The following is a 25,671-nucleotide window of genomic DNA, read 5'->3' as shown; positions in this document are numbered from 1 at the left end:
CAGGCGCTCGGCGTTCACTCGCCCTTGTAGGTCGCCTTACCTGGGCCGACATCGAGGAAACTGCGCACGGCGCCGCGCAGGTCGGCGGTGTCGAACAGGGCGCCCGACACCTCCGGGGTCACCGAATCCGCGTGTGCCACACCGCCGGAACGCCACGCCTCGATGACCTGCTTGGTCGCGGCGTGCGCGCGGGTCGGCCCGTCGGCGAGGCGGGCCGCCAGGGCGCGGGCGGCGGTGTCGACGTCGTCGTGGACGGCATTGACCACACCCCAGTCGGCCATGGTCGCGGCGTCGTAGAGGTCGCCGGTCATCACGAACTCGCGGGCCCGGCCCGACCCGGCCCGTTCGGCCAGTCGCTGCGGGCCACCCATCGACGGCGTCAGCCCGACCACCGTCTCCACCAGCCCGAACTTCGCCTTCGGCGCGGCGAGGATGATGTCGCAGGCCAGCGACATCTCGAAGGCGGCGGTGAGGGTGAGCCCGTGCGCGGCGAACACCACCGGGCACGGCAGCGCCTCGAGCGGATGGATGAGTTGCTCGAACAGGTCGCGCCACAGCTGGGCGCCCTCCTCGGCGCTGCGCCCCTCGAAGACGTGCACGTCGACGCCACCGGAGACCACCTTGCCCTCGGCCCGCACCAGCACGGCGCGCGGCGGCCGCGCGGTGAGCGCGGCGACATCGGCGATCAGCGCGTCGATCAGCGGCCGGTCGAAGAGGTTGAGCGGCGGATGATCGATGGTGATCGTGGCGATCTCGGCACCGGCGTCGGTGAACTCGCGCGTGAGTCGGGTCGGGTTCGTTTCACTCATCCGGTCAGCGTAGAACCCGAGCGCGGGGCGCGGGGGTGGAGAGCCCGCCCACATCGCGGAACCACAGCGGTGTCGGTAGTCGTTGGCATGATGGGCTGTCGGGGACCCAGGTGCCCTACAGTTCGACTCGTCGGTCGAAGAGGAGGACGACGCCGTGTTCAAGAGTGCGATCGAGAAGGCCGTAGTCGATGTTCTCGACACCGGTTCCAAGCTGCAGGCGCCTGCCGTGCGGCGCTATGTGCGGTACCTGCGGGAACGTCATCCCGGGGAGAGCCCGGCCCAGATCGTCGAACGGCTGGAGAAGCAGTACCTGCTCGCGGTGACCGGCAGTGGTGCCGCGGTGGGCGCGACCGCGGCGGTGCCCGGCATCGGCACGCTGGCCGCGCTCGGCGCGGTGGGGGCGGAGACGGCGTTCTTCATGGAGGCCTCGGCGCTGTTCACGCTGGCCAGGGCCGCTGTGCAAGGCATCGAACCCGAGGACCAGGAGGCGCGGCGCGCGCTGGTACTCGCCGTCGTCCTCGGCGACGCGGGCATCGCCATCGTGCAGAAGGGTCTGCGCACGCAGTCGCAGAACTGGGCGAGCACGCTGGCGGGCCGGGTGCCCGGCATGGGCGCGATCAACAGCAAACTGCTGCAGCAGTTCATCAAACGCTTCATCACCAAGCGGGCCGCGCTGATGGCGGGCAAGGTGCTGCCCGCCGGTATCGGCGCCGCGATCGGCGGTGCGGGCAATCGCGCGCTCGGCAAGGCGACGATCGAGAACTCGCACAAGGCTTTCGGTCCCGCGCCCGCGCTGTGGCCCACCCCGCTGCACAACGTCATCGACGCCGATCCGCTGCCCGCGCTCGGTACCGACCCGGCGCGTAAGCAGTGAGGAAGGCCGGGGGCGATGCCGTGCTGGTGCGCGGCGTCGGAAAGGTGTTCGACCAGGTCAGCGCCGTCGACGGCGTCGACTTCACGGTGCCGACCGGCGCGGTGACCGCGCTGGTCGGGCCGACGGGCGCGGGCAAGACGGCGCTGCTGCGGATGGTGCTCGGTCTACAGCGGCCGAGCACCGGCCGGGTGGAGGTGACGGTGGGGCGCGGGCCGTCCGCCGTCGGCGCGGTGCTGCTGCCGCGCGGACTGCATCCGGCGCGCACCGTGCGCGATCAACTGTCGTGTTACGCCCCGGTCGCCGGGGTCGGCGGGCGGCAAGTCGAGGCCGTGCTGACGACGACGGGCCTTGGCCCCCTCGCCGATACCGTGGTGGCCCAGCTGAATCCGGGCCAGCAGACCCGGCTCGCCCTGGCGACGGCACTGCTCGCCGATCCCCCGCTGCTCGTCCTCGACGATCTGTTCGCCGACGCCGACGGCTTGGAACGCGGCTGGTTGCAGCAGATGCTGCGCGGCCATGTCGGCCGAGGCGGCACCGTGCTGGTGAGCGCGGGCAGCCTGGCCGACGTGGTGTCGGCGGCCGATCATCTGGTGGTGCTGAGCGAGGGTGCCGTGGTCTGGCAGGGCACCCCGGCCAAACTGCGACGCGGCCACCCCGACCGGCTCGTCATCGCCTCCTCCCCTTCGATCGCCCTGGCCACAGCCCTGGCGACGCGTGGCTTCACCGACGCGGTGATGCGTCCCGACGGCCGCCTGGCCGTCGCCGAGGCCGACGAGGCGACCATTCGTTCGATCGCCGAGGCGGCCGAGGTGCGGATCGGCAGCATCGTCGCCGACCCCATCCATCCCGACCGGGTGCTGGCCTCGCTCACCAAACCGCGCAGGCATCAGCACCGGATACCGGCCCCGGCGAGCCCCGCTTTCGCCCCGGCCCCACCGTCGTTCGGGATGTCGCGATGATCTCGACGCGCGAAGACCGAGAGCCACCGCGGCGCGCCGCACCGTCGACCACGCGATCGACCTGTGGCGACCCGGCCCAGGATGCCCAGGGTGAGAAGCGGTTCCGCGTGACGCCCGAGCCGGTGCGGACTTTCGATTCCGCCTCGGCCCCGACTTCGGAGGGGATGACCCGATGACCACCGTGCTGCCCGAGGATCTGCTCCCCGGAGTCGACGCCGAGACACGCAAGGTGTTCACGCTGCGGCCCAATCGGTTGTTACTCGCCGGGCCGTTCGCGGTGGCGCTGGTCGCGACCCTGATCACCGCACTGATGTCGGGCCGCTACGACCCGACCGGGCAGCCCGTGACCGGCGCCGCGACCATCGGCCTGTTCCTGGCACTCGTCGCGGTGTTCGTGGTCGCGGCGCTGCTCGGTATCGGCGCGACCGGTGGCGAGTACAAGCGCAAGACCATGGCCCTCACCGCCGTGTTCGCCCCGGATCGCGACCGGCTGGTCATCGCGAAATACGCGGCGGTGGCGGGGATTTCGCTGGTAGTCGCGGTCCTCGCCGAAGTGGCGTCGATGCTCGTACTCGTGGCCGCCGGGCGTGGCAAGTTCGAGTTCGGCTGGCCGCTGCTGGAAGTGCTCGGCGCCGGGCTGCTCGTCGCGCTGTGCTGGGCGGTGCTCGGTGCGGGCATCGGACTGCTGCTGCGCACCACCGGTGCGGCGGTGTGGCTGGTACTCGGCTGGGCCTTCGTGCTCGAGCCGCTGATCTGGTTGGTGGCCAAGGGTTTCGGGGCCGGTGGGCTCACGGCCGTGCTGCCGGTGTCGTCGACCGTGGCCGGGGTGAGCGCCGGGTCGTTCGACGACGCCGAGATCTTCGCGCCGACCCCGGCCGCCCTGGTCGTCCTGCTCCTGTGGACCATCGCCGTCGGCGCCGCCGGGTGGTGGGACCTGCGCAACCGCGACCTGTAGTGCCCGAGCCCGCCGCGATGACGCCGTCTGCTGTGGTGACGCAGCGGGCCGAGGTCGACCGGCCCGGCTGGATCCGCAGGCTGTGGCGGCTGTGCCTGGAGCATCCGCGCCTGCTCGCCGTCATCGGTGCGGCGGTGCTGGCGGGCGCGGCCGTCTCGATCGCGGCACCGCTGGCGACCAAACGCGCCGTCGACGCCGCCGAAGCGGGCGACACCTCGGTCATCGGCCGCGCCGCCGCCCTGCTCGTCGTCCTCGCGGTGTGCCGGTTCGCCGTCAGCTTCGCGCGTCGGTTGTGGGCCGGTCGACTGTCGTTGGAGGTGCAACACAGCCTGCGGGTCTCGTTGCTCGCGGCGTTGCAGCGACTCGACGGCGCGGGCCAGGACGCGATCCGCACCGGGCAGGTGGTGTCGCGGTCGATCACCGATCTGCAGCTGGTACAGGGCCTGCTGTCGATGGTGCCGTGGTCGGGTCTCGCGGTACTGCAGTTCGTGCTGTCCGCGGTGGTCATGGTGTGGCTGAGCCCGCCGCTGGCCCTGGCCGCGCTGCTCGTCGCGCCGCTGATGGCGGTGGTGGTGCTGCGGCTGCGGCCGCGGCTGTACGCGGCGACCTGGTCGGCGCAGCAGCGGGCCGCCGAGCTGGCCGAACACGTGGAACAGACGGTCACCGGCGTGCGCGTGGTGAAGGGGTTCGGGCAGGAGGCCCGAATGGTCGACCGGCTAGAGGAGCACGGCCGCACCCTCTACGCCGAACGGTTGCGCGCCGCGCGGATCAATGCCCGCTTCGCGCCCGTGGTGTCGGCACTGCCGCAGGCGGGGCTGGTGGCGGTCATCATCGTCGGCGGCGTACTCGCCGCGCACGGCGCGATCGGGATCGGCACCTTCCTCGCCTTCACCGCCTACCTCGCCACGATGACCACGTCGGCGCGCACGATCACCTCGACGGTCATCATGAGTCAGCTCACCAAGTCCGCCGCCGACCGCGTGTTCCAGGTGATCGACGCGGCTCCGGTCCTCGTCGACCCCGCCGAACCCGCCGAGCTGCCACCCGGCCCGCTCGGCATCGAATTCGAGCGTGTCGGTTTCGGTTTCACCCGGGGCGAGCCGGTGCTGTCGGACCTCGACCTCACGGTTCGGCCGGGTGAGACCGTCGCGATCATCGGCCCCGCCGGGTCGGGCAAGTCGACGCTGTCGCTGCTGCTGCCCCGCTTCTACGCACCCGACTCGGGAACCATCCGCCTCACCGGCACCGACGGCACCCGGGTCGACCTGACCGATCTGCGCGCCGAAGATCTGCGCGGTGCGCTCGGCGTGGTCTTCGACGACCCGTTCCTGTTCTCCGACACCATCGCCGCCAATATCGCGCTCGGCCGCCCGGAGGCCACCGATGCCGAGATCCGAGCCGCGGCCACCGCGGCCGTGGCCGACGAGTTCATCGCCGAACTGCCCGACGGGTACGACACCGTCATCGGCGAACGCGGTCTCACTCTTTCGGGCGGGCAACGTCAGCGCATCGCGCTGGCCCGCGCCCTGCTCACCCGGCCGCGCGTGCTCGTCCTCGACGACGCCACCTCCGCCGTCGACGCCGTCACCGAGGCGGAGATCTTCCGCCGCCTGCCCGACCCGGGCGGGCGAACCACCCTGATCCTGGCCCACCGCGAGTCGACCCTGGCCCAGGCCGACCGGGTCATCCGTCTCCCCGCACCCACCGGGTCGGTCGTGCCGACGGTCCGCACGGACAAGCGGCCGACGATCGCTGACCGGCCGCGCGCAATGGCCGCAGCCGACCTCAGCGAGACCCCGGAACTGCGCGCGGCGGTCGATGCCCTTCCCCCGGCGACCGAACAACCCGACCTGCCCGGCGACCTACGCGCCCCGCAACCCGATTTCGGTCTGCGTGCCCTGTTGAGCCCGGTCCGTGGCCTGGTGACGCTGGTCGTATTGCTGTTGATCGCCGACGCCGTGATCGGCATCGCCTTCCCGCCTCTGGTCCGCTACGCCATCGACACCGGGGTCACCGGTGGACAGAGTTCGGCGCTCGCGGTGACGGCGGTGGTCGGGATCGGGCTCGTCCTGGCGAGCCTCGCCGTCGGCGCCGCCGTCACCGTGCTCACCGCCCGCACCGGTGAACGGGTGCTGTTCGGCCTGCGGGTGCGCAGCTACGCCCAGTTGCAGCGACTCGGCCTCGACTTCTACGAACGCGAACTGTCCGGCCGGATCATGACGAGGATGACCACCGACGTCGACGCACTGTCGACGTTCCTACAGACCGGTGTCGCCACCGGTCTGGTCGCGGTCATCACCCTGGTCGGCGTGGCCGTCGGCCTGGTCGTCATCGACGCGGGACTCGCCCTCGTCGTGCTCGCCACCGTGCCGCCCATGCTCCTGGCGACCCTGCTGTTCCGGCGGGTCTCCACCACCGCCTACACCGTCTCGCGGGAACGGGTCTCCGCCGTGAACGCCGACTTCCAGGAGAACATCGCGGGCCTGCGTGCGGTGCAGGCCGCGCGCAACGAGCCGGTGGCCGCGCGCCGTTTCGGCGAGTACTCGAACCGCTACCGCGAGGCCCGCATCCGCGCCCAGCGCGCGATCGCCTGCTACTTCTCCTTCGGCCTGGCCTGGGCCGACCTCGCGCTGGCCGTCGTCGTGTACCTCGGCGCGAACGCGGTGGCCGACGGGCGGACGAGCACCGGCACGCTCGTCGCCTTCGTTCTCTATCTCGGTCTGTTGTTCAGCCCGATCCAAGAGCTGTCCCAGGTGTTCGACGGCTACCAGCAGGCCAGGGTCGGGCTGCGTCGTATCGGCGATCTGCTGCGCACGCCGTCGTCGATCGCGGCCGACCCGCCCGACGCGGTGCGCATCGACCGGTTGCGCGGCGAGGTCGTTTTCGACGACGTCCACTTCCGCTATCCGGGAGCGAACTTCCCGGCGTTGGACGGCGTGTCCTTCACGCTTCCGGCCGGGCGGACCCTCGCCCTCGTCGGCCCGACGGGCGCGGGCAAATCGACGATCGTGAAACTGCTCGCCCGGCTCTACGACCTGCCCGGTGAGCCTTCGGCAGGCGAGATTCGGGTCGACGGCGTCGATTTACGTAAATTTGTGCTCACCGAGTACCGCTCGCGATTGGGAATTGTGCCCCAGGAAGCTCACTTGTTCAGCGGTGACGTCGCGAGCAACATTGCATTCGGACAACCTTTCGCCACATCGGTGGACATCGCACAGGCAGCGAGCGCCGTCGGTGCGGCGGAAATGATCGCGGGATTACCCCGAAAAATGAACCAACCGGTCGGTGAAAGAGGGCGCGGGTTATCGGCGGGCCAACGTCAACTCGTCGCCCTCGCCCGCGCCGAACTGGTCGACCCCGACCTGCTGCTGCTCGACGAGGCCACCTCGACCCTCGACCCGGAGACCGAGGCATCGGTGCTGGTAGCGAGTCGTTCGCTGGCCCGAGGCCGGACCACCGTCGTGGTCGCCCACCGGCTGGCCACCGCGGCCCGCGCCGACCTCATCGGCGTGGTCGAGCAGGGACGTATCGTCGAATTCGGTAGCCACCGGGAACTGCTCGCCCTCGGCGGGAGTTACGCGCGACTCTGGTCGGCGGGCGCGCGGGCGGAGCGAATAGTCTCGGGCCACTAGCTACGCCGACATGCCACGGGGCATATGCTCGGTGAGGGCGCATCGGCAGCCATCCGCTGATACCCCTGCCGGGCACGTCACAAACGTCGCAGCGCGAAGAACGAAATGAGGCGAACACCAGCTGTGAGCAGCTCAACTTCCCAGTTCGGACAGAACCAGTGGCTAGTCGACGAGATGTATCAGAAGTTCAAACAGGACCCGTCCTCGGTCGACGCGAGTTGGCACGAGTTCCTCGCGGACTACACCCCGGAGGCGACCGACTCCGGTAACGAGCAGGCTGCCGCCGCCACCGCGCAGGCCGCGCCGCAGCAGGCACCGAAGGCCGCGCCGCAGGCCCCCAAGACCGCCGTCGCGACCGCGCCCAAGCCGACTCCCGCGCCCGCCCCGGCCCCTGCCCCGGCGAAAGCTCCGGCTCCGACCCCGAAGCGGGAGAACGTGCGCGCGCCGCAGACCACGCCCGCCCCGGTGTCCAACGCCCCCGCCACCGCGCCCGCCAAGCCGAGCACCGGCAGCGGCGAGTCGAAGGTGCTGCGTGGTCCCGCCGCGGCCATCGCCAAGAACATGTCGGCCTCGCTGACCATCCCCACCGCCACGTCGGTGCGCGCGATCCCGGCCAAGCTGATGATCGACAACCGCCTCGTGATCAACAACCACCTGGCGCGCACCCGCGGCGGCAAGATCTCCTTCACCCACCTGCTCGGCTACGCGATCGTGCAGGCGGTCAAGGCGTTCCCGAACCTGAACCGGCACTTCGCCGAGGTCGACGGCAAGCCGAACGCGGTCACCCCCGCCCACACCAACCTCGGCCTGGCCATCGACCTCGCGGGCAAGGACGGCAACCGCACGCTGGTCGTCGCTGCCATCAAGGGCACCGAGGAGATGAGCTTCGGCCAGTTCCACGCCGCCTACGAAGACATCGTCCGCCGCGCCCGCGAGGGCAAGCTCGGCGCCGAGGACTTCTCCGGTGTCACCATCTCGCTGACCAACCCGGGCACCATCGGCACCGTGCACTCGGTGCCGCGCCTCATGCCGGGCCAGGGCGCGATCATCGGTGCGGGCGCCATGGAGTACCCGGCCGAGTTCCAGGGCATGAGCGACGAGCGGCTGGCCGAGATCGGCGTCGGCAAGCTGATGACGCTGACCTCCACCTACGATCACCGCATCATCCAGGGCGCCGAGTCCGGCGACTTCCTGCGCACCATCCACAATCTGCTGATCTCCGACGAGTTCTACGACGAGATCTTCCACGGCCTCGGCGTGCCGTACGAGCCGGTGCGCTGGCGCAAGGACATCAGCGAGCGCGGCGTCGACAAGAGCGCCCGGGTGCTCGAGCTGATCGCGGCCTACCGCAACCGCGGTCACCTGATGGCCGACACCGACCCGCTGCGCCTGGTCAAGGACAAGTTCCGCAGCCACCCCGACCTCGACGTCACCGAGCACGGCCTCACCCTGTGGGACCTGGATCGCACCTTCAACGTCGCGGGCTTCCACGGCCAGGAGCGGATGAAGCTGCGCGATGTGCTGTCGATCCTGCGCGACGCCTACTGCCGCCACGTCGGTGTCGAGTACACCCATATCCTCGAGACCGATCAGCTCAAGTGGATCCAGGAGCGGGTCGAGCAGAAGCACGTCAAGCCGACGGTCGCCCAGCAGAAGTACATCCTGAACCGCCTCAACGCCGCCGAGGCGTTCGAGACCTTCCTGCAGACCAAATACGTCGGCCAGAAGCGGTTCTCGCTCGAGGGCGCCGAAGCCGTCATCCCGATGATGGACGCCACCATCGACCAGTGCGCCGAGCACAGCCTCGACGAGGTCGTCATCGGTATGCCGCACCGTGGTCGGCTCAATGTGCTTGCCAACATCGTCGGCAAGCCGTACTCGAAGATCTTCACCGAGTTCGAGGGCAACATGAACCCGGCCGCCACCCACGGCTCGGGTGACGTGAAGTACCACCTCGGTGCGCACGGCCAGTACCTGCAGATGTTCGGCGACAACGAGATCGAGGTGTCGCTCACCGCGAACCCCTCGCACCTGGAGGCGGTCGACCCCGTCCTCGAGGGCCTCGTACGCGCCAAGCAGGACCTGCTGAACAAGGGCGACGGCCCCGAGGGCTTCTCGGTGATGCCGCTGATGCTGCACGGTGACGCCGCGTTCGCCGGTCAGGGCGTGGTCGCCGAGACGCTGAACCTGTCGGGTCTGCGCGGTTACCGCGTGGGCGGCACCATCCACATCGTGGTGAACAACCAGATCGGCTTCACCACCGCGCCGGAGAACAGCCGCTCCACCGAATACTCCACCGACATCGCGAAGTTCATCGGCGCGCCGATCTTCCACGTCAACGGTGACGACCCGGAGGCCTGCGACTGGGTCGCGCGCCTGGCGGTCGACTTCCGGCAGAAGTTCCGCAAGGACGTCGTCATCGACCTCGTCTGCTACCGCCGCCGCGGCCACAACGAGGGCGACGACCCCTCGATGACCCAGCCGGAGATGTACGACGTCATCGACACCAAGCGGTCGGTGCGCAAGGCCTACACCGAATCGCTGATCGGTCGTGGCGACATCTCCATGAAGGAGGCCGAGGACGCGCTGCGCGACTACCAGGGTCAGCTCGAGCGCGTGTTCAACGAGGTCCGCGAGCTGGAGAAGTACGTTCCTGAGCCGTCGGAGTCCGTCGAGGACGACCAGAAGGTGCCCGCCACGGTGCAGACCGCGGTCGACAAGTCGGTGCTGCAGCGCATCGGTGACGCCTTCCTCAACACCCCCGACGGTTTCAACGTGCACCCACGTGTGAAGCCGGTGCTGGAGAAGCGTCGCGAGATGGCCTACGAGGGCAAGGTCGACTGGGCCTTCGCCGAGCTGCTCGCGTTCGGTTCGCTGATCGACCAGGGTCACGATGTGCGCCTGACCGGTCAGGACTCGCGGCGTGGCACGTTCACCCAGCGCCACTCGGTCATCATCGACCGGATCAACGCCCAGGAGTACACCCCGCTGCACAACATCGGTTCGGAGAACCCGGGCTGGTTCGCGGTGCACGACTCGGCGCTGAGCGAATTCGCCGCTGTCGGTTTCGAATACGGCTACTCGCTGGGCAACCCCAACGCACTGGTGTTGTGGGAGGCGCAGTTCGGTGACTTCGTCAACGGCGCGCAGTCGATCATCGACGAGTTCATCTCCTCCGGTGAGGCCAAGTGGGGTCAGCTCTCCGACGTGGTGCTGCTGCTGCCGCACGGCCACGAGGGTCAGGGTCCCGACCACACCTCGGGCCGCATCGAGCGGTTCCTGCAGCTGTGCGCCGAGGGTTCGATGACCGTCGCGGTGCCGTCCACCCCGGCGAACTACTTCCACCTGCTGCGCCGCCACGCCCTCGACGGCATCCGTCGTCCGCTGATCGTCTTCACCCCGAAGTCGATGCTGCGCAACAAGGCCGTGGTGTCCGACATCAAGGACTTCACCGAGTCGAAGTTCCGTTCGGTGTTCGACGAGCCGACCTACGAATCGGGCGTCGGCGACACCGCCAAGGTCAAGCGCATCCTGCTGACCTCGGGCAAGCTCTACTACGAGCTCGCCGCCGAGAAGGCCAAGCACAAGCGCGAAGACGTGGCCATCGTCCGGGTCGAACAGCTCTACCCGATCCCGACGTACCGCCTCAACGAGGCGCTGGCCAAGTACCCCAACGCGACCGACATCGCCTGGGTCCAGGAGGAACCGGCCAACCAGGGCGCCTGGCCCTTCTTCGGCCTCAACCTCCCCGAGGTCCTGCCCGACCGCCTGGGCAAACTGCGCCGCATCTCGCGCCGCGCCATGTCGGCCCCGTCCTCGGGTTCCTCGAAGGTCCACGCCGTCGAGCAGGCCGAGATCATCGCCGAGGCCTTCGAGCCGACCGCGTAAGTTCTTCTCGCACAACGGCGAACGCCGGGTGGATCATCACGATCCGCCCGGCGTTCGCCGTTGTCAGGCCAACAGGTTGCGCATCACCACGCGAACGTGGTGTTCGGTCAGCTGTCGCAGCTCGGCGCGGCTGATCCGGTTGCCATCGATCGTCAGTGTGGTGTCCACGTGTAGGTTCTCGTCGAGCACGCCGATCCGCACTTTTGTCACCGGACGCCCGGCCCAGTTGGCCTCCTCCTGGACGAAGGCGTCCTCGCCGAGCCCGGCCAGGTATTCGAAGCTCGTATTCGGATCCGAGACACGGTCTCCGACAAGATGTTTGAACCTGTCGTGCTCCGCCCGCCGGTCGCCTCCTGCCCGCGTGACATCGAGGCTCAGCGACACAGAGAGGTCACCGAAAGCGCCGGAACAGTAGCCGGTCGACCCGATGGGCTCCTCATCCTCCTGCTGCCACCCGGCGCTGCCGTGACGTGTGAGTTCGGCCAGATCCATCAGCTCGCAGTGATTGCCTTGCTCCGGCTCGCGGTACTTGCGCGAGGTCGGGGTGTCGATCGGCGTGCCCGGCGTCCACCGCGTGTCCGCCGTCCCGTCCTCGCGCCCCAGCCACATCGCGGCGGCGATCACGGTGACCACGACGAGGCAGCAGGCCGACACTGCCGCAGCCGTCCATGGCAGCGAGAACCGTCGTCGTGGCGTCATCCGAGGCGCTCCCAGAGTATTCGGCCCTGATGCTCACAGGCCGTCACCATCTCCGAATCGTCCATCGTCGACTCCGCGGGCGTGCTCAACGTCACCGCGACGACCACGTTGTCGTCGAAGAGGCCGAGCTCGCAGGTCGGGCCGTACATGTACGGCAGTCGGCGCACGTAGAGGTAGGAGTCGTCAGCGAGCTCGAGCCGGTGGTCCGCCCGGATCGTGTTGGTCGCGCCCAGACGAACCAACTCCGAGTCGTCGCGGAAGAAGGCCTCGGCGCCGTGTCCGTCGTTCACGACCTTGGCGAGCACCGTGGCTGCCAGACCCCGGTAGGAGACCGAGCAGTGGTGGGACGAATATGGCTCGGAGTCAACGGATTCGGAATGGAGGGAAGAATCGGGCGGCGCCCCACCGAGTTGTTCGAGCGCGGACAGGTCGAGCAGGTCACAGGCGTTCGCGACACTCTGTGTGGTGTAGACCCGGGTCGGCTGGCCCCGGATCAGGTCGGTGGTCGTCATGACGACGAGCAACGCGACCGTGGCGGTCGTCAGCACCGCGGTGAGCACCGAGGGCAGGAGCGTTCGCGCGGACCGGGTCCGCCGCCGACCTGGCAGGGCGACGGGAACACCGGCGGTGACCGGATCGGTCGGGGACGGCGCGCGGACCGGCGCCCCGGTGTCGAACGCTCTGCTGGCCGCCGCGGCGAGGTCGGCGCAGCGGGCGAATCGGTCCTCCGGCCGTTTCGCCATCGCGGTCGCCACGACCGCGTCGATGGCCCGCGGCAGCTCCGGTCGTAGCTCGGTGGGCCGGGGCGGTGCCGCGCCCAGATGCGCGGCGATCACCGCCGCCTGGTCACCACGTGGAAACGGTGTCCGGCCGGTGAGTAGCTGATACAGCGTGCAGCCGAGGGAGTAGATGTCGGCGCGATGATCCACCATGTGCCCGTGGAACCGTTCGGGCGCGGCGTAGGCGAAGGTGGCTGCCATCGCCGACAGCGTCACCGTGTCGTCGAGGCCGCGGGCGATGCCGAAGTCGGTGAGCAGCGCGGTTTCGCGGCCCGCCGCGTCGCGTTCGATCAGCAGGTTCGCCGGTTTCACGTCGCGGTGCAGCACCCCGTGCGCGTGCGCGAAATCCAGTCCGGCGGCGGCACCCTGGATCAGCCGCAGGGCGCGATCCGGTGCCAGGCCGGTGGGATTCGCGTGCAGCAGGCCGATCGCGTCGCCACCGTCGACATATTTCATCGACAACCACAGCACCGGGTCCTCGGGACCGCTGCGGTCGTACACGGCAACGATGTTCGGGTGTTCGAGCCGTGCGGCCAGTGTCGCCTCACGGTCGAACGCGGTGCGCGCCTTGGCATCGGTGGAAATCCCGTCGCCGAGCACCTTCAGCGCGACCCGCCGACGCAGCCGAGGATGCTGCGCGAGATACACCGACCCCATCCCGCCCGCGCCGAGCAGCCGTTCGATCACGTATCCGGCGAACACCGTCCCGGATTCCACCGCCACCCCGACCCACCTCCGCTTCGCCCGCCGACGCTTGAGCGGAACTATGAGCCCACCCGATCACGGATGAATCTAAGGGCAGCCCTCCGACCGAGCAAGCCACCGGCACGCGACAGCAGGGACGGACCTGCCGCCGTTTCACTACTGGTCGAGGGTGATCCAGGCCTGACCCGAAAGCTGTTCCGTGGTCTCGATGTGACAGCTGGATCGAGACCTGGGTCACAGAGTTCTCTCGAGCAAGCGGCATCCCGCGCTCACTGTCGCGCAGTAGTGTCCGCTGCGAACTATCGGACAGGAGGCAACAGGTGAGCGGACGTAACGGATTTCTGCTGCTCGGTGGGATCTCGTCGGTCGGGGCGGGAGCGGTGCATTTCCTGGCCGCCGGAATGCATACCGAACACGCCACACTGGCCCGACTGATGGTTGTGCTCGCCGCGATGCAATGTGCCGTCGGGCTGGCGGTGCTGCTGAGTGAACGCAAGATCATCGTGACCGCGCTCGCCGCGGTGAACGCGTTCGCGGTGGCGGTGTGGGCGTTCACGCGCTTCGCCGACATCGGGTGGGTCGCCGGGCTGACGGCGGAAGCGCCTGGTGTCGCCGATACCGTCTGCGCCGCGCTGGGTGCGCTCGCCGTCCTCGGTGCGGCCGTAGACCTGCTGCGGCCCGGCGCGACGCTGCCGCCGATGCGGTCCGGAATCGCTGCCGCGGCGGTCGGTGTGCTGGCGCTGGCGGCCATGCTCAACGGCGTCGGCCACGTGCACAGTCACGGTGACAGCGGCGATCACGCGCACGCGGCGGGCGAGGACCACAGTGACACCTGGCCCCGGGCCTTCGACCCGGCCGCGCCGATCGACGTCTCCGGTGTCCCCGGCGTCACCGCCGAACAGGAACAGCGCGCGACAGCCCTGATCCGCAACACCCTCGACAAGCTGCCCGCCTTCGCCGACATCAACGCCATCGGTGCGCTCGGCTTCCGCTCGATCGGCGATGCCGCCACCGGCTACGAGCACTGGATCAACACCGGCTACATCCGCGACGACAGCTTCCTCGACCCCACGCGACCGGAGTCACTGGTCTACCGGGTCGACGGCCAGAACCGGACCCTGGTGTCGGCCATGTACATCGCCAAGGGCAAGAAGATCGACGACCCGGCCCTCACCGAGTACGCGGGCTCGCTGATGCAGTGGCACGTCCACGACAACCTGTGCTGGAAGGCAGGCGACAACGGCCCCCAGGTCGCAGGCGTGACCGACGAGAACGGCAACTGCCCACCGAACTCGATCAACCCCGGCGCGGGCAATCCGATGGTGCACGTGTGGATCGCCGCGCACGAATGCGGCCCGTTCGCGGCGCTGGAAGGCCACGGCGCCGGGCAGGCGGCCACGGACGGTCGCCGCACCGACACCTGCGGCGACGGCCACAGCCACGGCGGCCACAAATAGCGTGAAGTCGGACCTCACGCGGCGCCGTAAATGGCGATCCCGAAACTGACGATCGTCATCACGATCATCACCAGGATCCACCGCAGCGGCCACACCGACACCAGCCGCCGCTGCCACCAACTCCGGACCATCAGCGTCACGACGACGAACGCACCGACGAACGTCGTGATGGTCATCAGCCAGGCGCCGATGTCGACGTGGGTGCGACACCGGCCCGCACATTCGCTGGACTGTCCCCCAGGCGCGCCGATGAACCCGATCATCAGCGTCACCGTCATGCCGAGGAAGAACACCACCGCGAGCAAGACCACCCCGGCGGCCAGGTCGGCTGCCCGCCGCCATCCCCCCTTGTCGAACTCCATGACAGCAGAGTAGTTCTGGGCCCGACCCCGGGATAGAGTGCTTGCTCCGACGACAGGGGGATGATGAGTACGCCGACGACGACGCTGTGGCGACCGACAGGGCCCGCCGAGTTGGCGCTGGTCGCCGAATCCGGCTGGCGCACTTGGCCTCCCCGGCTGCCGGATCAGCCGATCTTCTACCCGGTCCTCAACGAGGCATACGCGGTGCTGATCGCGCGGGACTGGAACGTTCCGGCCTCCGGCGCCGGATACGTGACACGCTTCGAGGTCCGCACGGCCTTCCTCGACGACTACGAGGTCCAGCAGGCCGGTGGCCGCGAGATCCTCGAATACTGGATTCCGGCAGAGGATCTCGCGGACTTCAACCGCAATATCGTCGGCACGATCGAGGTGGTGCGGCGATTTCCCGAGAATGCGCCGATACCGGGGTGATCAGGCTTCGGAGTGCCGCTTCACGATCGCTGACTTGATGGCGCCGATGGCGGTTTGTGGGTCGTCGGCCCAGAAGGCGATGGTCGACGACGTCAGGTCGCCCTGCGGCGTGGAGAAGGTGTGGGGCGAGGCCAGTTCCAGGCGAATGTTGGTGGAACTGCCGACCGGGAGGGCGACGGTTCCATTTGCTGTGCGGTGCAACAACTTCGATTCGTCGTAGCCGCGCATCTCGGGGCGCACAGCGCGCACGGCGGAGAGCGGGATCGCGAGTTCTGTGCGGCGCAGGTAGCGAACGCGTAGGTGGGTGGGGGTGAGGACGTGCGGGTACACGTGGTGAGCCGCCAGCAGGCCGACCATCCACAACAGTCCCCAGATGCCGAGTGCCAGCGCGGCGAAACGGACCGGTGCCCACGGAATGATCAGGTGCACAGCGGGAATCTCCACCGCGCTGACCAGGACGAACGCCCAGAGGATGGCCGACATGGCGCCCGCGTAGCGGATCGGCGTGCCGCCCGCGATGTCTGGTTTGCGGGTGATCGCGCGGGCGAGGCTCACCCACAGATCGACTTCGAACCGGAAGAAGCGGCGTATGAGCCGCAGGACAGCGCGCATGGCGACCCCCTTTGCAATACAACTGCATTGTAAAGAGCCGCCGCATGGCAATACAAGTGCATCGTGAAAGAATGTCCGCATGCCGAAACAGGTGGATCACAGTTCGCGGCGGGCCGAGATCAGCGACGCCGTGATGCGCCTACTCGCCCGCGACGGACTCGAGTCGATCAGCCTGCGCCACGTCGCCGCCGAGGCAGGCGTCTCCGCAGGTCAGGTGCAGCACTACTTCCCCACCAAGGACGCGATGATGGAGTTCGCCACGACCACGATCGCGGGCCGGATCCAAGCCCGCATCGCCGCCGCGGGCCCCGACCCCGACCTGCGTCAGATCCTCACCGCCCTGCTCCCCACCGACGCCGAATCAGCCGCCGACACCCGCACCTTGATCGGCTACCTCGCCTTCGCCTCCGTCCGCCCCCCGGTCGCCGAAACCCTGGCCACCAACGGACGGGCCTTCCGCGACCACATCGCAGGCATGCTCCCCCACCACCCGGACCCGACCGGAGCAGCCAACACCCTGCTCGCCCTCCTCGACGGCCTCGCCCTCCACGTCACCCTCGGCCAACTCCCCGCCGCCGACGCCCGAACCGTCCTCACCACCGCCATCGATGAAGCATGCTCCCGACAGCCACACATCAACCAGCCGTGACGACCCAACCGACGCCACACTTGCCACGGTGACAGGACCCACTGGTCTACGAAGTCGACGACGGCAAGCTGGTCATCCTCGTCGTCACCGCCGGGCATCGTCGAGACATCTACGAATAGGCTCCCACCGCCCTCGGTTACCCGCTTCGGCAACACAGCGACCCGGCTTATCGACAGCCGACCCCCGGCGCACCGTTCGACGCACCGGGGTCGGCTCTCCTCGCGACAGCATCGACGACCGCACCCCGCCCCGGGCACGGGGCCATGCGCCCGGGGCGTCATCTCACCGATGCAACCGAGCACCAGCTCAGCGAACGGCGGCGCTCTCCGAGGCCCGGAGCCGATCCACCGCGGCCGAGGTAGCCGTCATCACCAGATCCGCGTTGATCTGCGCACCCGCCATGGCCCCGGCCGCAGCCGCCGCACCCACCTGCGCCATCGGGTCGGTGGCGTTACCTGCGATCCACACTCCGGGCACCGCTGTGCGGCCGGTGGGGTCGGCGGGGATGTGGTCGCCCATTCCGCTCGGGTGGGGTTCGGGGGTGAGGCCGAGGTCGGCGAGGAAGGTGGCGCGGGTGCTGAAGCGGGGGCCGACCACCACGGCGTCCCGGTCGATCACGGTGCCGTCGGCCAGGCGCACGCCACTTAGCTTCCCGTCGTCGGTGAGCACCTCGACCACCTCGCCGTCGATCACGCGAATGCCTTGTGCGGCCAGTTTTTCCGCGTCTTCGTCGCCGGGGGCGGCGGTGTGCGACAGGAACACGATGTCGTCGGTCAGTTGGGTGAACAGCAATGCCTGATGGGTGGCCATCGGCCCGGTGGCCAGGATCGCGACCCGCTGGTCGCGCACCTCCCAGCCGTGGCAATAGGGGCAGTGCAGCACGTCGTGGCCCCAGCGTTCGCGGAGCCCGGCGATCGGCGGCAACTCGTCGGCGAGCCCGGTGGTGACGAGGATGCGCCGCGCGAAGACGGCCCGGCCGTCCGCCAACTCCACCCGGAATTCGCGGGAGGCGTCATCGTTTCCGGGCACCTCGGAGGACGGGCCCGCCCCGGTTGCGGAGTCGCCGACACGGTCGACGGCGACCACCTCGCCGGTGACCACATGACCGCCGTACCCGCGCACCTCCTCGCGCCCGAGCGCGACCAGCTCCAGCGGCGGCATCCCCTCCCGCCCCAGCAGTCCGTGCACCCCGTCGGCGGGCGCGTTGCGCGGCGCACCGGCATCGATCACCAGCACCGATCGCCGCTGCCGCACCAGCATCAACGCACCGTTCAGCCCGGCGGCACCCCCGCCGATCACCACCACGTCGTAGGACTCGTTCAGCTCTGTCATGTCGACCTCCTTCGGGAATTCACAGTGCACCAACGGACGAAAATATGGCAAGCATGTTTGCCGCTATGGCAAACTGATGGATATGGACGACCTCGAACGGACCCTCGACTCGGTCGGCCCCCGGCTGCGCGCACTGCGCAAACAGCGCCAGACCACCCTGGCCGACCTGTCCACCGAGACCGGCATCTCGGTGAGTACCCTGTCGCGCCTGGAATCGGGCGACCGCAAACCCACCCTGGAGCTACTGCTCCCCCTGGCGAAGGCACACGGCGTCACCCTCGACGAACTCGTCGACGCCCCACTCACCGGCGACCCACGCATCCACCTGCGCCCGGTGACCAGGCACGGCATGACGATGCTCCCGCTCACCAAACGCGCCGGTGGTATCCAGGCCTACAAGATCGTCATCCCCCCGGGCGCCCGGGACCGCCCGGACACCCCACAAACACACGAGGGCTACGAGTGGCTCTACGTGCTCAACGGCCGACTGCGCCTGATCCTCGGCGACCACGATATCGTGCTCACCCCCGGTGAGGCAGCCGAATTCGACACCCATGTCCCGCACTGGTTCGGCGCGGCCGACGACCAGCCGGTCGAATTCCTCAGCCTGTTCGGCAAGCAGGGTGAACGCGCCCACTTCCGCGCCAAACCGCGCGAAAACGGTTGACGCTCAGTCCCGTAACGCGGAGATCAACGCGGGACTGAGCGCGAGCGCTGGTAGCGATTCGACCAGCAGATCGACCAACGCCGCACGGCTGATGGGCTTTTCGACCATCCAGGTCAGAATCGTCTCCTCCACGAACGCGATCCAGCCGCGAATGGCGAGGGTGAGGCGAGCCAGGTCCGGGTCGTCTGGGGGCAGCGGCAGCTCGCCGACGATGAGATCGGCGATGGCGCCCCGCGTCTGGTTGACGTAGTCGGTCATGTCCGGGGTGCGGCTGGCCGGACCACGTAGGACGGAGTGGTAGGCCGCGGAATGGCCGATGGCGTAGTCGACGAACCGTTCGATCGAATCGCGCAGCATGTCGAACAGCGACAACTCGCGGTCGGGCATCACGGCGGCGTAGAACTCGGTGCTCACATGCCGCGCGATCGCCTCGTGAAACTCCTGCTTGGAGGCGAAGTAATGGAACAGTAGACCCCGCGAGATGCCCGCCTGTTTGGCGATGTCGTCCACCGAGATGTCCTCGAGCGGCCGATCGGCCAGCATCTCGGCACCGAGGTGGATCAGCTGTAGCCGCCGCTCCTCCGGCCCGAGCCGGACACGCTTGGTCGCTCCCGAACTTCTGGTACTCACACCGACCATCCTAGCCACTATTGAATGATGCTCAACAAGCTGTTGACTCCGACTCAATAGCGACGTAGTCTGCATTACATGAGTCGCAAGGTTACAGACAATGTTGTCGAACCCCGAGCCGTCGACAACCGCGCCCGCCACGTGAAGACCGTCATCATCGGCAGCGGGTTCGCGGGCCTCGGCCTGGCCATCCGCCTGTCCCAGCAGGGCCGCGAGGACTTCCTCGTGCTCGAGCGGGGCAGCGAGGTCGGTGGCACCTGGCGGGACAACACCTACCCGGGCGCCGCCTGCGACGTGCCCTCGCACCTGTACTCGTACTCCTTCGCACTGAACCCGGACTGGACGCGTTCGTTCTCCCGCCAGGGCGAGATCCAGGCCTACATCAAGAGCGTCGCGCAGCGTTTCGACGTGCTCGACCGGCACGTCTTCGACTGCGATGTGCGCCGCGTGCGCTGGAACAGCGAGACCAGCCGCTGGGAGATCAGCTCCTCCCAGGGCGAATTCACCGCCGACACCGTGGTCAGCGCGGTCGGCGCCCTCTGCGAGCCCGCACTGCCCGACATCAAGGGCATCAACGAGTTCGAGGGCGAGATCTTCCACTCCGCACAGTGGAACCACGACGCCGACCTCACCGGTAAGCGCGTCGCGGTCATCGGCACCGGCGCCTCGGCGATCCAGATCGTGCCCGCCATCGCGAGCAAGGTCGCCTCGCTCGACGTCTACCAGCGCACCGCCCCCTGGCTGCTGCCGCGCATGGACCGCCCCTACCTGCTGCCCGAGCGCCTGGCGTTCAAGCACATTCCGGGCGTGCAGCGCCTGAGCCGCGCCGCGATCTACGCCGCGCGCGAGACCCAGGTGGTCGGCCTGACCAGGTTCCCGGTGCTGATGAAGGGCTTCGAGGCGCTGTCGCGGGCCAAGCTGCAGTTCGAGATCCGTGACCCAGAACTGCGTAAGAAGGTCACCCCGAACTACCGGATCGGCTGCAAGCGCATGCTGATCTCGAACGAGTACTACCCCGCCCTCGACCGCGACAACGTCGACGTGATCACCGACGGCATCGCCGAGGTGAAGCCGGGCTCGATCGTCACCGAGGACGGCACCGAGCGCGAGATCGACGCCCTGATCGTGGCCACCGGCTTCCACGTCACCGACTCGCCGACCTACAACAACATCGTCGGCCGCGACGGGCGCACCCTGTCGGAGGTGTTCGACGAGGTCGGCCAGCAGGCCTACAAGGGGTCGTCGATCGCCAACTTCCCGAACATGTTCTTCCTGGTCGGCCCGAACGTCGGCCTGGGACACACCTCGATGGTGTACATGATCGAATCGCAGATCAACTACGTCAGCGATGCCTTGGCCACCATCGACACCCTCGGTCTGCAAACTGTCGAGGTGCGCGAGGATGTTCAGCGCGAGTACAACACCGGTCTGCAGGACAAGCTCGCCAAGACGGTCTGGAATACCGGCGGCTGCGCCAGCTGGTACCTGGACAAGCACGGCAACAACACCACCCTGTGGCCGGACTTCACGTTCGAATTCCGCAGGATCACAAAGCATTTCGACGTATCCGCCTACAATACGACAACCTCGCACGCCTCCGGCGCCGATCTGAAAGTGGTGGCAGCACAGTGAGCAAAGATGCTTACTTCACGAACAAGGTCTGTGTGATCACCGGTGCCGGGTCCGGCATCGGGCGCGCGCTGGCCGAGAACCTGGCCAAGCGTGGCGCCAAGCTCGCACTGAGCGACATCGACACCGAGGGACTGGCCGAGACCGTCCGGCTGTGCGAGGCGCTCGGCGCGCAGGTGAAGTCCGACCGGCTCAATGTCGCCGAGCGCGAAGCATTCCTGGTCTACGCCGATTCGGTGAAGCAGCACTTCGGCGTGGTGCACCAGGTGTACAACAACGCGGGCATCGCCTACCACGGCGACGTGGTGAAGACCGAGTTCAAAGACATCGAACGCATCATGGACGTGGACTTCTGGGGTGTCGTCAACGGCACCAAGGCGTTCCTGCCGATGCTGATCGAGTCCGGTGACGGCCACGTGGTCAACGTGTCGAGCCTGTTCGGCCTGGTCACCGTGCCCGGCCAGGCGGCCTACAACTCGGCCAAGTTCGCGGTGCGTGGCTTCACCGAGGCGCTGTACCAGGAGATGAAGATCTCGAACACGCCCGTGCAGGTCACCTGCGTGCACCCCGGCGGCATCAAGACCGCCGTGGCCCGCAACGCCACCTACGCCGAGGGCATCGACGGCGCCAACACCGCCTCGCTGTTCGACAAGTACCTGGCGATCCACAGCCCGGAGATGGCCGCCCAGACCATCACCGAGGGTGTGCGCAAGGGTCACGCACGGGTGCTGATCGGCTGGGAGGCCAAGCTGCTCGATGTGAGCGTGCGCTTCCTGGCTTCGGGCTACAACCGGATCTCGGCCGCTGTCAACGGCCGCTTCATGCCGCACTGACCCTCTCTCGAGATCCAGGAAACGCCATGCGCGAGTTCAAGATTCCGTTGCCGGTGGTTCGCGCGGTGCTCGATCCGGTGTTCCGGGTGACGCTGCACGCGCGCCTGCCCGTCGCCGTGCAGCGCGCCCTGCTCGACGTGTCCTCCCGGCTGCAGTTCATGCCCGACGGCGCCGTCGTGCAGGGGTTGCAGCTGGGCGGGCGACCCGCCGAGCGGGTGATCGCCGAGATCGCGATCCCGGGTTCGCGTACCCGGGCCGTCCCGCCGGAGCGCGCGGCGGGCGCGATCCTCTACCTGCACGGTGGTGGTTACGTGGTCGGTTCGCTGGCCACCCACCGCTCCCTGGTCGCCCGGCTGGCGCTGGAGAGTTGCTGCGCGGTGTACTCGCTGGACTACCGGCTGGCGCCCGAGCACCCGTTCCCGGCCGGTCTCGACGACGCCGAGGCCGCCTTCCTCGATCTGGTGAACAACGTCGGCTACCGGCCGGATCAGATCTGTCTCGCCGGTGATTCGGCAGGCGGTGGGCTCGCGCTCGCGCTCGCTCAGCGTCTGCTCGAACGCCACAAGATGACCCCGGCCGCGCTCGGGCTCATCGCGCCGTGGGTCGACCCGACCGACCCGCCGAGCCGCGACCGCGACCTGGTGATCAACCGGGCGTGGTCGCGCCTGTGCGCCGCCCACTACCTGGGCGACGGCGACGCCACCACAGCGGGTTACGCCCCGCTGTCGGGCAACCTGATCGGCCTGCCACCCACCTATGTGCAGGTCGATGTGAGCGAACTGCTGCACGACCAGTGCCGCACGCTCGTCTCGGCCCTGCGTGGAGCGGGTGTGCACGTCCGTTTCACCGAGACGCGCGGCCTGTGGCACGTCGCGCAACTGCAGGCCGCGCTGGTCGCCGAGGCCGCGCTGGCGCTGCGCGAACTCGCGGACTTCCTGCGGGAGGCGATCCAGCCCGTATCGATTGACGACTTACGATAAAGCCAGGTGAAGGGCATTTCGGGCGGCGATATCGCAACCTGGCCGAACGTGTCGTAGATTACTGGCGAGTAGAACCCACTGGAAGGGCACTGATGCGAGAGTTCGAAGTTCCGGCTTCCTACACCATCCCGGACGATGCGAACAATTCCGACAACGTCTTCCGCTTCGGCGAGGAGACGCCGAACGCGGTGTTGTTCAACGTTCCGAACGGCAGCGGCGGCTGGAATGACGTCACGGCGGCGCAATTCGCGAAAGCCGTCACCGGCGTCGCCAAGGGCCTGATCGCCTCCGGCGTCGAACTGGGCGACCGGGTCGCGATCATGGCGGCCACGCGATACGAGTGGACGCTGCTCGACTTCGCGATCTGGGCCGCCGGTGGCGTCACCGTCGCGATCTACGACAGCTCGGCCGCCGAGCAGGCCAAGTGGATCCTGCAGGATTCCGAGACCAAGCTGCTGGTCGTCGAGAACGACAAGCACAAGGCGACCATCGACGAGATCGACGCCGCCTCGCTGCCCGCGCTGGCCGAGACCCTGCAGATCGACAAGGGCGCCGTCGACACTCTCCTCGAGCGTGGCGCGGACCTCGACGACGCCGTGGTGCACGAACGCCGCAAGCAGGTCGGCGCGGCCTCGCCCGCCACCCTGATCTACACCTCGGGCACCACCGGCAAGCCCAAGGGCGTGCAGCTCACCCACGCCAACCTGTGGGCCGAGTCGCGCTCGGGTGGCATCGAGCTCAGCGCGTTCGTCGCCGAGGGCCAGAAGACCCTGCTGTTCCTGCCGCTGGCGCACGTGTTCGCCCGCGCGGTCGCGCTGATCGCCTTCGATTCCAAGGTGACCATCCGCCACTCCTCGGACTGGACGACGCTGGTCGAGCAGTTCGGCGAGTTCAAGCCGGACTTCATCCTCTCGGTGCCCCGCGTGTTCGAGAAGGTCTACAACTCGGCCAAGCAGAAGGCGCACGACGGCGGCAAGGGCAAGATCTTCGACGCTGCCGCCGAGACCGCCATCGCCTACAGCGAGGCGCTCGAGAAGGGCGGCCCCGACCTGCTGCTCAAGCTCAAGCACTTCGTCTTCGACAAGCTGGTCTACAGCAAGCTGCGCGCCGCCCTCGGTGGGCAGTGCCTGGCCGCCGTGTCCGGTGGTGGCCCCCTGGGCGCGCGCCTGGGCCACTTCTTCCGTGGCGTCGGCGTCACCATCTACGAGGGCTACGGCCTGACCGAGACCACCGCCGCGTTCAGCGTGAACACCCCGACCCACATCCGGGTCGGTTCGGTCGGTCGCCCGATCCAGGGCCACGCCGCCAAGATCGCCGAGGACGGCGAGCTGCTGCTCAAGGGCTCGGTCGTGTTCGGTGGGTACTGGAAGAACGAGGAAGCCACCGCCGAGGCGTTCGAGGACGGCTGGTTCAAGACCGGTGACCTCGGTGCCATCGACGCCGACGGCTTCATCACCATCACGGGCCGCAAGAAGGAAATCCTGGTCACCGCGGGCGGCAAGAACGTCTCCCCCGCCGTGCTCGAGGACTCCCTGCGCGCGCACCCGCTGATCAGCCAGGTGATGGTTGTCGGTGACGGTCAGCCGTTCATCGGTGCCCTGATCACCCTCGATCCCGAGGCCCTGCCGGGCTGGAAGGACCGCAACGGCGTCGCCGCCGATACCGCGATCGAGAAGCTGATCGAGAACGAGGCGCTGGTCGCCGAGATCCAGGCCGCCGTCGACGAGACCAACAAGAAGGTCTCCAAGGCCGAGGCCATCAAGAAGATCCGTATCCTCCCGGTCGACTGGACCCAGGAGACGGGTGAGCTCACCCCGAAGATGTCGCTCAAGCGCGCCGTCGTCATGAAGCAGTACGCCGGTGAGGTCGACAAGATCTACAGCTGACCTACGCTGAGCTGAAAAGGCCGGTTGCGCTACGCAACCGGCCTTTTCGCTGTTCTCAGAACCGTTGTGCCGCGAATCGCGCCGCGGTGACGGTCATTCCGTTGACGCTGTAGAGGGTGTGCAGGGCATTGGGATAGGCGAGCGGGGAGCCGTCGCAGATGTTGTCGCCGTCGACGCACAGGTCGATGGTCTTGTTCCGGTAGGACGCGCCGATCGACAGTGCGGGAGCGGCGGCGTCGCGCAGGAACCGTTCGGAGGGTTTGCCGAAAAGGACGACGGCGGCGACGTGCTCGGCCACCTCGGCCCGCATCGGCTCGGGCAGGTACTGCTCGTATTCCGGCGGAACCCCCTCGGGCACACCGGCACCCGTCGCGAACCCGGCCAGCGCCGCACCCTGCGAATACCCGCCGAGCACGATCCGCGTGCCAGGACAATTCGCCGCGACGAACTCCACCCGCCGCTGCGCGTCGTCGATCCCGCGCACCACGGACTGCGCGAAGCCGAGCCGATCCGCGAAATCACTACTCGCCGGATAGTCGACCCCATAAACCCCCACCGACCGCCCACCGGCATTCGCCCGTAGCGCCTCGACAAAGGAAATCCCGGTCACCCCGACCACCCCACCCGGCTCCGAGGTCCCCCGCGCGAACACCACTTCCACATCGGAACACGGCGCCGCGTACGCGGACTGGATGGGCGATACCACTGGAATCGCGGCTGCCAGGAACACTGCAGACACGAATCGACGAAGAGAACGTGCTGTCATGCCGCGCAGACTACCTACCAGCGGCGCTGACCAGCCCCTTTCCACACCGACTCGCCGACCGACGATCGATAACGCGCGGGCCCCGAGCCCTCGAGAAGCCGCAACACCTGTTGAACTTGCTGGCAAGATGGTGGAT

At 68.4% G+C, this 25,671-nt stretch carries 21 protein-coding genes; 13 read left to right on the top strand and 8 right to left on the bottom strand.

What is annotated here, in order from left to right; all coding sequences use genetic code 11:
* Nucleotides 1-14: 14 nt before the first annotated feature.
* Nucleotides 15-809, bottom strand: a complete 795-nt coding sequence (locus NC7_RS18460; protein ID WP_067984797.1) for an enoyl-CoA hydratase/isomerase family protein — start codon at nucleotides 807-809, stop codon at nucleotides 15-17.
* Between the two features lie 154 nt (nucleotides 810-963).
* Here NC7_RS18460 and NC7_RS18455 point away from each other — a divergent pair, with 154 nt between their 5' ends.
* The 5 genes from NC7_RS18455 (at nucleotide 964) to NC7_RS18435 (ending at nucleotide 11,117) form a co-directional block, all read left to right on the top strand.
* Entirely contained in the window at nucleotides 964-1,683 is a 720-nt protein-coding gene (locus NC7_RS18455; RefSeq protein ID WP_236573477.1) for a hypothetical protein, read from the top strand.
* Nucleotides 1,680-2,642: an ATP-binding cassette domain-containing protein gene (locus NC7_RS18450; protein WP_067984795.1), complete on the top strand. Its 963-nt coding sequence runs from the start codon at nucleotides 1,680-1,682 to the stop codon at nucleotides 2,640-2,642. The genes NC7_RS18455 and NC7_RS18450 overlap by 4 nt, the downstream gene beginning before the upstream one ends.
* Nucleotides 2,643-2,814: 172 nt before the next feature.
* Nucleotides 2,815-3,597 (top strand): ABC-2 transporter permease, encoded by a 783-nt coding sequence (locus NC7_RS18445; RefSeq protein ID WP_067984793.1) that lies wholly within the window; start codon nucleotides 2,815-2,817, stop codon nucleotides 3,595-3,597.
* Nucleotides 3,598-3,614: 17 nt separating this feature from the next.
* The gene (locus tag NC7_RS18440) at nucleotides 3,615-7,229 is read left to right on the top strand and encodes an ABC transporter ATP-binding protein (protein ID WP_067985099.1); all 3,615 of its coding nucleotides are present in this window, start codon (nucleotides 3,615-3,617) and stop codon (nucleotides 7,227-7,229) included.
* Nucleotides 7,230-7,334: 105 nt separating this feature from the next.
* Nucleotides 7,335-11,117, top strand: a complete 3,783-nt coding sequence (locus NC7_RS18435) for a multifunctional oxoglutarate decarboxylase/oxoglutarate dehydrogenase thiamine pyrophosphate-binding subunit/dihydrolipoyllysine-residue succinyltransferase subunit (protein ID WP_084458588.1) — start codon at nucleotides 7,335-7,337, stop codon at nucleotides 11,115-11,117.
* 63 nt (nucleotides 11,118-11,180) lie between these two features.
* On the opposite strand, the gene NC7_RS18430 is transcribed toward NC7_RS18435, so the two are convergent.
* Both NC7_RS18430 and NC7_RS18425 read right to left on the bottom strand, forming a co-directional pair.
* Nucleotides 11,181-11,750, bottom strand: a complete 570-nt coding sequence (locus NC7_RS18430; protein ID WP_157102067.1) for a hypothetical protein — start codon at nucleotides 11,748-11,750, stop codon at nucleotides 11,181-11,183.
* A 62-nt stretch (nucleotides 11,751-11,812) separates the two neighbouring features.
* On the bottom strand, nucleotides 11,813-13,318 hold the full coding sequence (locus NC7_RS18425; RefSeq protein WP_067984789.1) for a serine/threonine-protein kinase: 1,506 nt from the start codon (nucleotides 13,316-13,318) through the stop codon (nucleotides 11,813-11,815).
* A 302-nt stretch (nucleotides 13,319-13,620) separates the two neighbouring features.
* Between NC7_RS18425 and NC7_RS18420 the strand changes: the two genes are divergently transcribed.
* Complete coding sequence (locus NC7_RS18420) at nucleotides 13,621-14,757, top strand: hypothetical protein (protein ID WP_067984788.1); 1,137 nt, start codon at nucleotides 13,621-13,623, stop codon at nucleotides 14,755-14,757.
* Between the two features lie 14 nt (nucleotides 14,758-14,771).
* Here NC7_RS18420 and NC7_RS18415 read toward each other — a convergent pair whose 3' ends face one another.
* Entirely contained in the window at nucleotides 14,772-15,119 is a 348-nt protein-coding gene (locus NC7_RS18415) for a hypothetical protein (RefSeq protein ID WP_067984787.1), read from the bottom strand.
* Between the two features lie 60 nt (nucleotides 15,120-15,179).
* On the opposite strand from NC7_RS18415, the gene NC7_RS18410 reads away from it, so the two are divergent.
* Nucleotides 15,180-15,551, top strand: coding sequence for an ADP-ribosylation/crystallin J1 (locus NC7_RS18410; RefSeq protein WP_067984786.1), 372 nt, complete (start codon nucleotides 15,180-15,182; stop codon nucleotides 15,549-15,551).
* On the opposite strand, the gene NC7_RS18405 is transcribed toward NC7_RS18410, so the two are convergent.
* Complete coding sequence (locus NC7_RS18405) at nucleotides 15,552-16,163, bottom strand: hypothetical protein (RefSeq protein WP_067984784.1); 612 nt, start codon at nucleotides 16,161-16,163, stop codon at nucleotides 15,552-15,554. It abuts the gene before it with no gap.
* A 79-nt stretch (nucleotides 16,164-16,242) separates the two neighbouring features.
* On the opposite strand from NC7_RS18405, the gene NC7_RS18400 reads away from it, so the two are divergent.
* Nucleotides 16,243-16,812, top strand: coding sequence for a TetR/AcrR family transcriptional regulator (locus tag NC7_RS18400; protein WP_067984783.1), 570 nt, complete (start codon nucleotides 16,243-16,245; stop codon nucleotides 16,810-16,812).
* A gap of 306 nt (nucleotides 16,813-17,118) precedes the next feature.
* On the opposite strand, the gene NC7_RS18395 is transcribed toward NC7_RS18400, so the two are convergent.
* On the bottom strand, nucleotides 17,119-18,144 hold the full coding sequence (locus NC7_RS18395; protein WP_067985097.1) for an NAD(P)/FAD-dependent oxidoreductase: 1,026 nt from the start codon (nucleotides 18,142-18,144) through the stop codon (nucleotides 17,119-17,121).
* An 82-nt stretch (nucleotides 18,145-18,226) separates the two neighbouring features.
* On the opposite strand from NC7_RS18395, the gene NC7_RS18390 reads away from it, so the two are divergent.
* Nucleotides 18,227-18,811, top strand: a complete 585-nt coding sequence (locus NC7_RS18390) for a helix-turn-helix domain-containing protein (protein WP_067984782.1) — start codon at nucleotides 18,227-18,229, stop codon at nucleotides 18,809-18,811.
* 3 nt (nucleotides 18,812-18,814) lie between these two features.
* On the opposite strand, the gene NC7_RS18385 is transcribed toward NC7_RS18390, so the two are convergent.
* Nucleotides 18,815-19,450, bottom strand: coding sequence for a TetR/AcrR family transcriptional regulator (locus NC7_RS18385; protein WP_067984781.1), 636 nt, complete (start codon nucleotides 19,448-19,450; stop codon nucleotides 18,815-18,817).
* A 69-nt stretch (nucleotides 19,451-19,519) separates the two neighbouring features.
* Between NC7_RS18385 and NC7_RS18380 the strand changes: the two genes are divergently transcribed.
* The 4 genes from NC7_RS18380 to NC7_RS18365 all read left to right on the top strand — a co-directional run bounded on the left by NC7_RS18380 (nucleotide 19,520) and on the right by NC7_RS18365 (nucleotide 24,769).
* The gene (locus NC7_RS18380; protein WP_067984780.1) at nucleotides 19,520-21,073 is read left to right on the top strand and encodes a flavin-containing monooxygenase; all 1,554 of its coding nucleotides are present in this window, start codon (nucleotides 19,520-19,522) and stop codon (nucleotides 21,071-21,073) included.
* A complete protein-coding gene (locus tag NC7_RS18375; RefSeq protein WP_067984779.1) occupies nucleotides 21,070-21,903 on the top strand; it encodes an SDR family NAD(P)-dependent oxidoreductase in 834 nt (277 codons plus the stop codon). Before NC7_RS18380 ends, NC7_RS18375 begins: the two co-directional genes overlap by 4 nt.
* Nucleotides 21,904-21,929: 26 nt before the next feature.
* On the top strand, nucleotides 21,930-22,883 hold the full coding sequence (locus tag NC7_RS18370) for an alpha/beta hydrolase (protein ID WP_067984777.1): 954 nt from the start codon (nucleotides 21,930-21,932) through the stop codon (nucleotides 22,881-22,883).
* Nucleotides 22,884-22,975: 92 nt separating this feature from the next.
* Nucleotides 22,976-24,769 carry an AMP-dependent synthetase/ligase gene (locus tag NC7_RS18365; RefSeq protein ID WP_067984775.1) on the top strand — a complete coding sequence of 598 codons (1,794 nt, stop codon included), beginning with the start codon at nucleotides 22,976-22,978 and terminating at the stop codon, nucleotides 24,767-24,769.
* Between the two features lie 55 nt (nucleotides 24,770-24,824).
* Here the strand turns inward: NC7_RS18365 and NC7_RS18360 are convergent, their stop codons facing one another.
* Nucleotides 24,825-25,535, bottom strand: coding sequence for a cutinase family protein (locus NC7_RS18360; RefSeq protein ID WP_067984773.1), 711 nt, complete (start codon nucleotides 25,533-25,535; stop codon nucleotides 24,825-24,827).
* Between the last annotated feature and the right edge of the window lie 136 nt (nucleotides 25,536-25,671).

The organism is Nocardia caishijiensis NBRC 108228 (assembly GCF_001612825.1).
GTDB classification, from domain to species: domain Bacteria; phylum Actinomycetota; class Actinomycetes; order Mycobacteriales; family Mycobacteriaceae; genus Nocardia; species Nocardia caishijiensis.
This window is presented reverse-complemented; position numbering and strand designations above follow the sequence as displayed.

Bases quoted from the DNA above. Each gene is read 5' to 3' on its own strand.
- NC7_RS18460 (WP_067984797.1), bottom strand. From the start codon at position 809: ATGAGTGAAACGAACCCGACCCGACTCACGCGCGAGTTCACCGACGCC.
- NC7_RS18445 (WP_067984793.1), top strand. From the start codon at position 2,815: ATGACCACCGTGCTGCCCGAGGATCTGCTCCCCGGAGTCGACGCCGAG.
- NC7_RS18440 (WP_067985099.1), top strand. From the start codon at position 3,615: ATGACGCCGTCTGCTGTGGTGACGCAGCGGGCCGAGGTCGACCGGCCC.
- NC7_RS18435 (WP_084458588.1), top strand. From the start codon at position 7,335: ATGAGGCGAACACCAGCTGTGAGCAGCTCAACTTCCCAGTTCGGACAG.
- NC7_RS18415 (WP_067984787.1), bottom strand. From the start codon at position 15,119: ATGGAGTTCGACAAGGGGGGATGGCGGCGGGCAGCCGACCTGGCCGCC.
- NC7_RS18410 (WP_067984786.1), top strand. From the start codon at position 15,180: ATGATGAGTACGCCGACGACGACGCTGTGGCGACCGACAGGGCCCGCC.
- NC7_RS18405 (WP_067984784.1), bottom strand. From the start codon at position 16,163: ATGCGCGCTGTCCTGCGGCTCATACGCCGCTTCTTCCGGTTCGAAGTC.
- NC7_RS18400 (WP_067984783.1), top strand. From the start codon at position 16,243: ATGCCGAAACAGGTGGATCACAGTTCGCGGCGGGCCGAGATCAGCGAC.
- NC7_RS18395 (WP_067985097.1), bottom strand. From the start codon at position 18,144: ATGACAGAGCTGAACGAGTCCTACGACGTGGTGGTGATCGGCGGGGGT.
- NC7_RS18390 (WP_067984782.1), top strand. From the start codon at position 18,227: ATGGACGACCTCGAACGGACCCTCGACTCGGTCGGCCCCCGGCTGCGC.
- NC7_RS18385 (WP_067984781.1), bottom strand. From the start codon at position 19,450: ATGGTCGGTGTGAGTACCAGAAGTTCGGGAGCGACCAAGCGTGTCCGG.
- NC7_RS18380 (WP_067984780.1), top strand. From the start codon at position 19,520: ATGAGTCGCAAGGTTACAGACAATGTTGTCGAACCCCGAGCCGTCGAC.
- NC7_RS18370 (WP_067984777.1), top strand. From the start codon at position 21,930: ATGCGCGAGTTCAAGATTCCGTTGCCGGTGGTTCGCGCGGTGCTCGAT.
- NC7_RS18365 (WP_067984775.1), top strand. From the start codon at position 22,976: ATGCGAGAGTTCGAAGTTCCGGCTTCCTACACCATCCCGGACGATGCG.
- NC7_RS18360 (WP_067984773.1), bottom strand. From the start codon at position 25,535: ATGACAGCACGTTCTCTTCGTCGATTCGTGTCTGCAGTGTTCCTGGCA.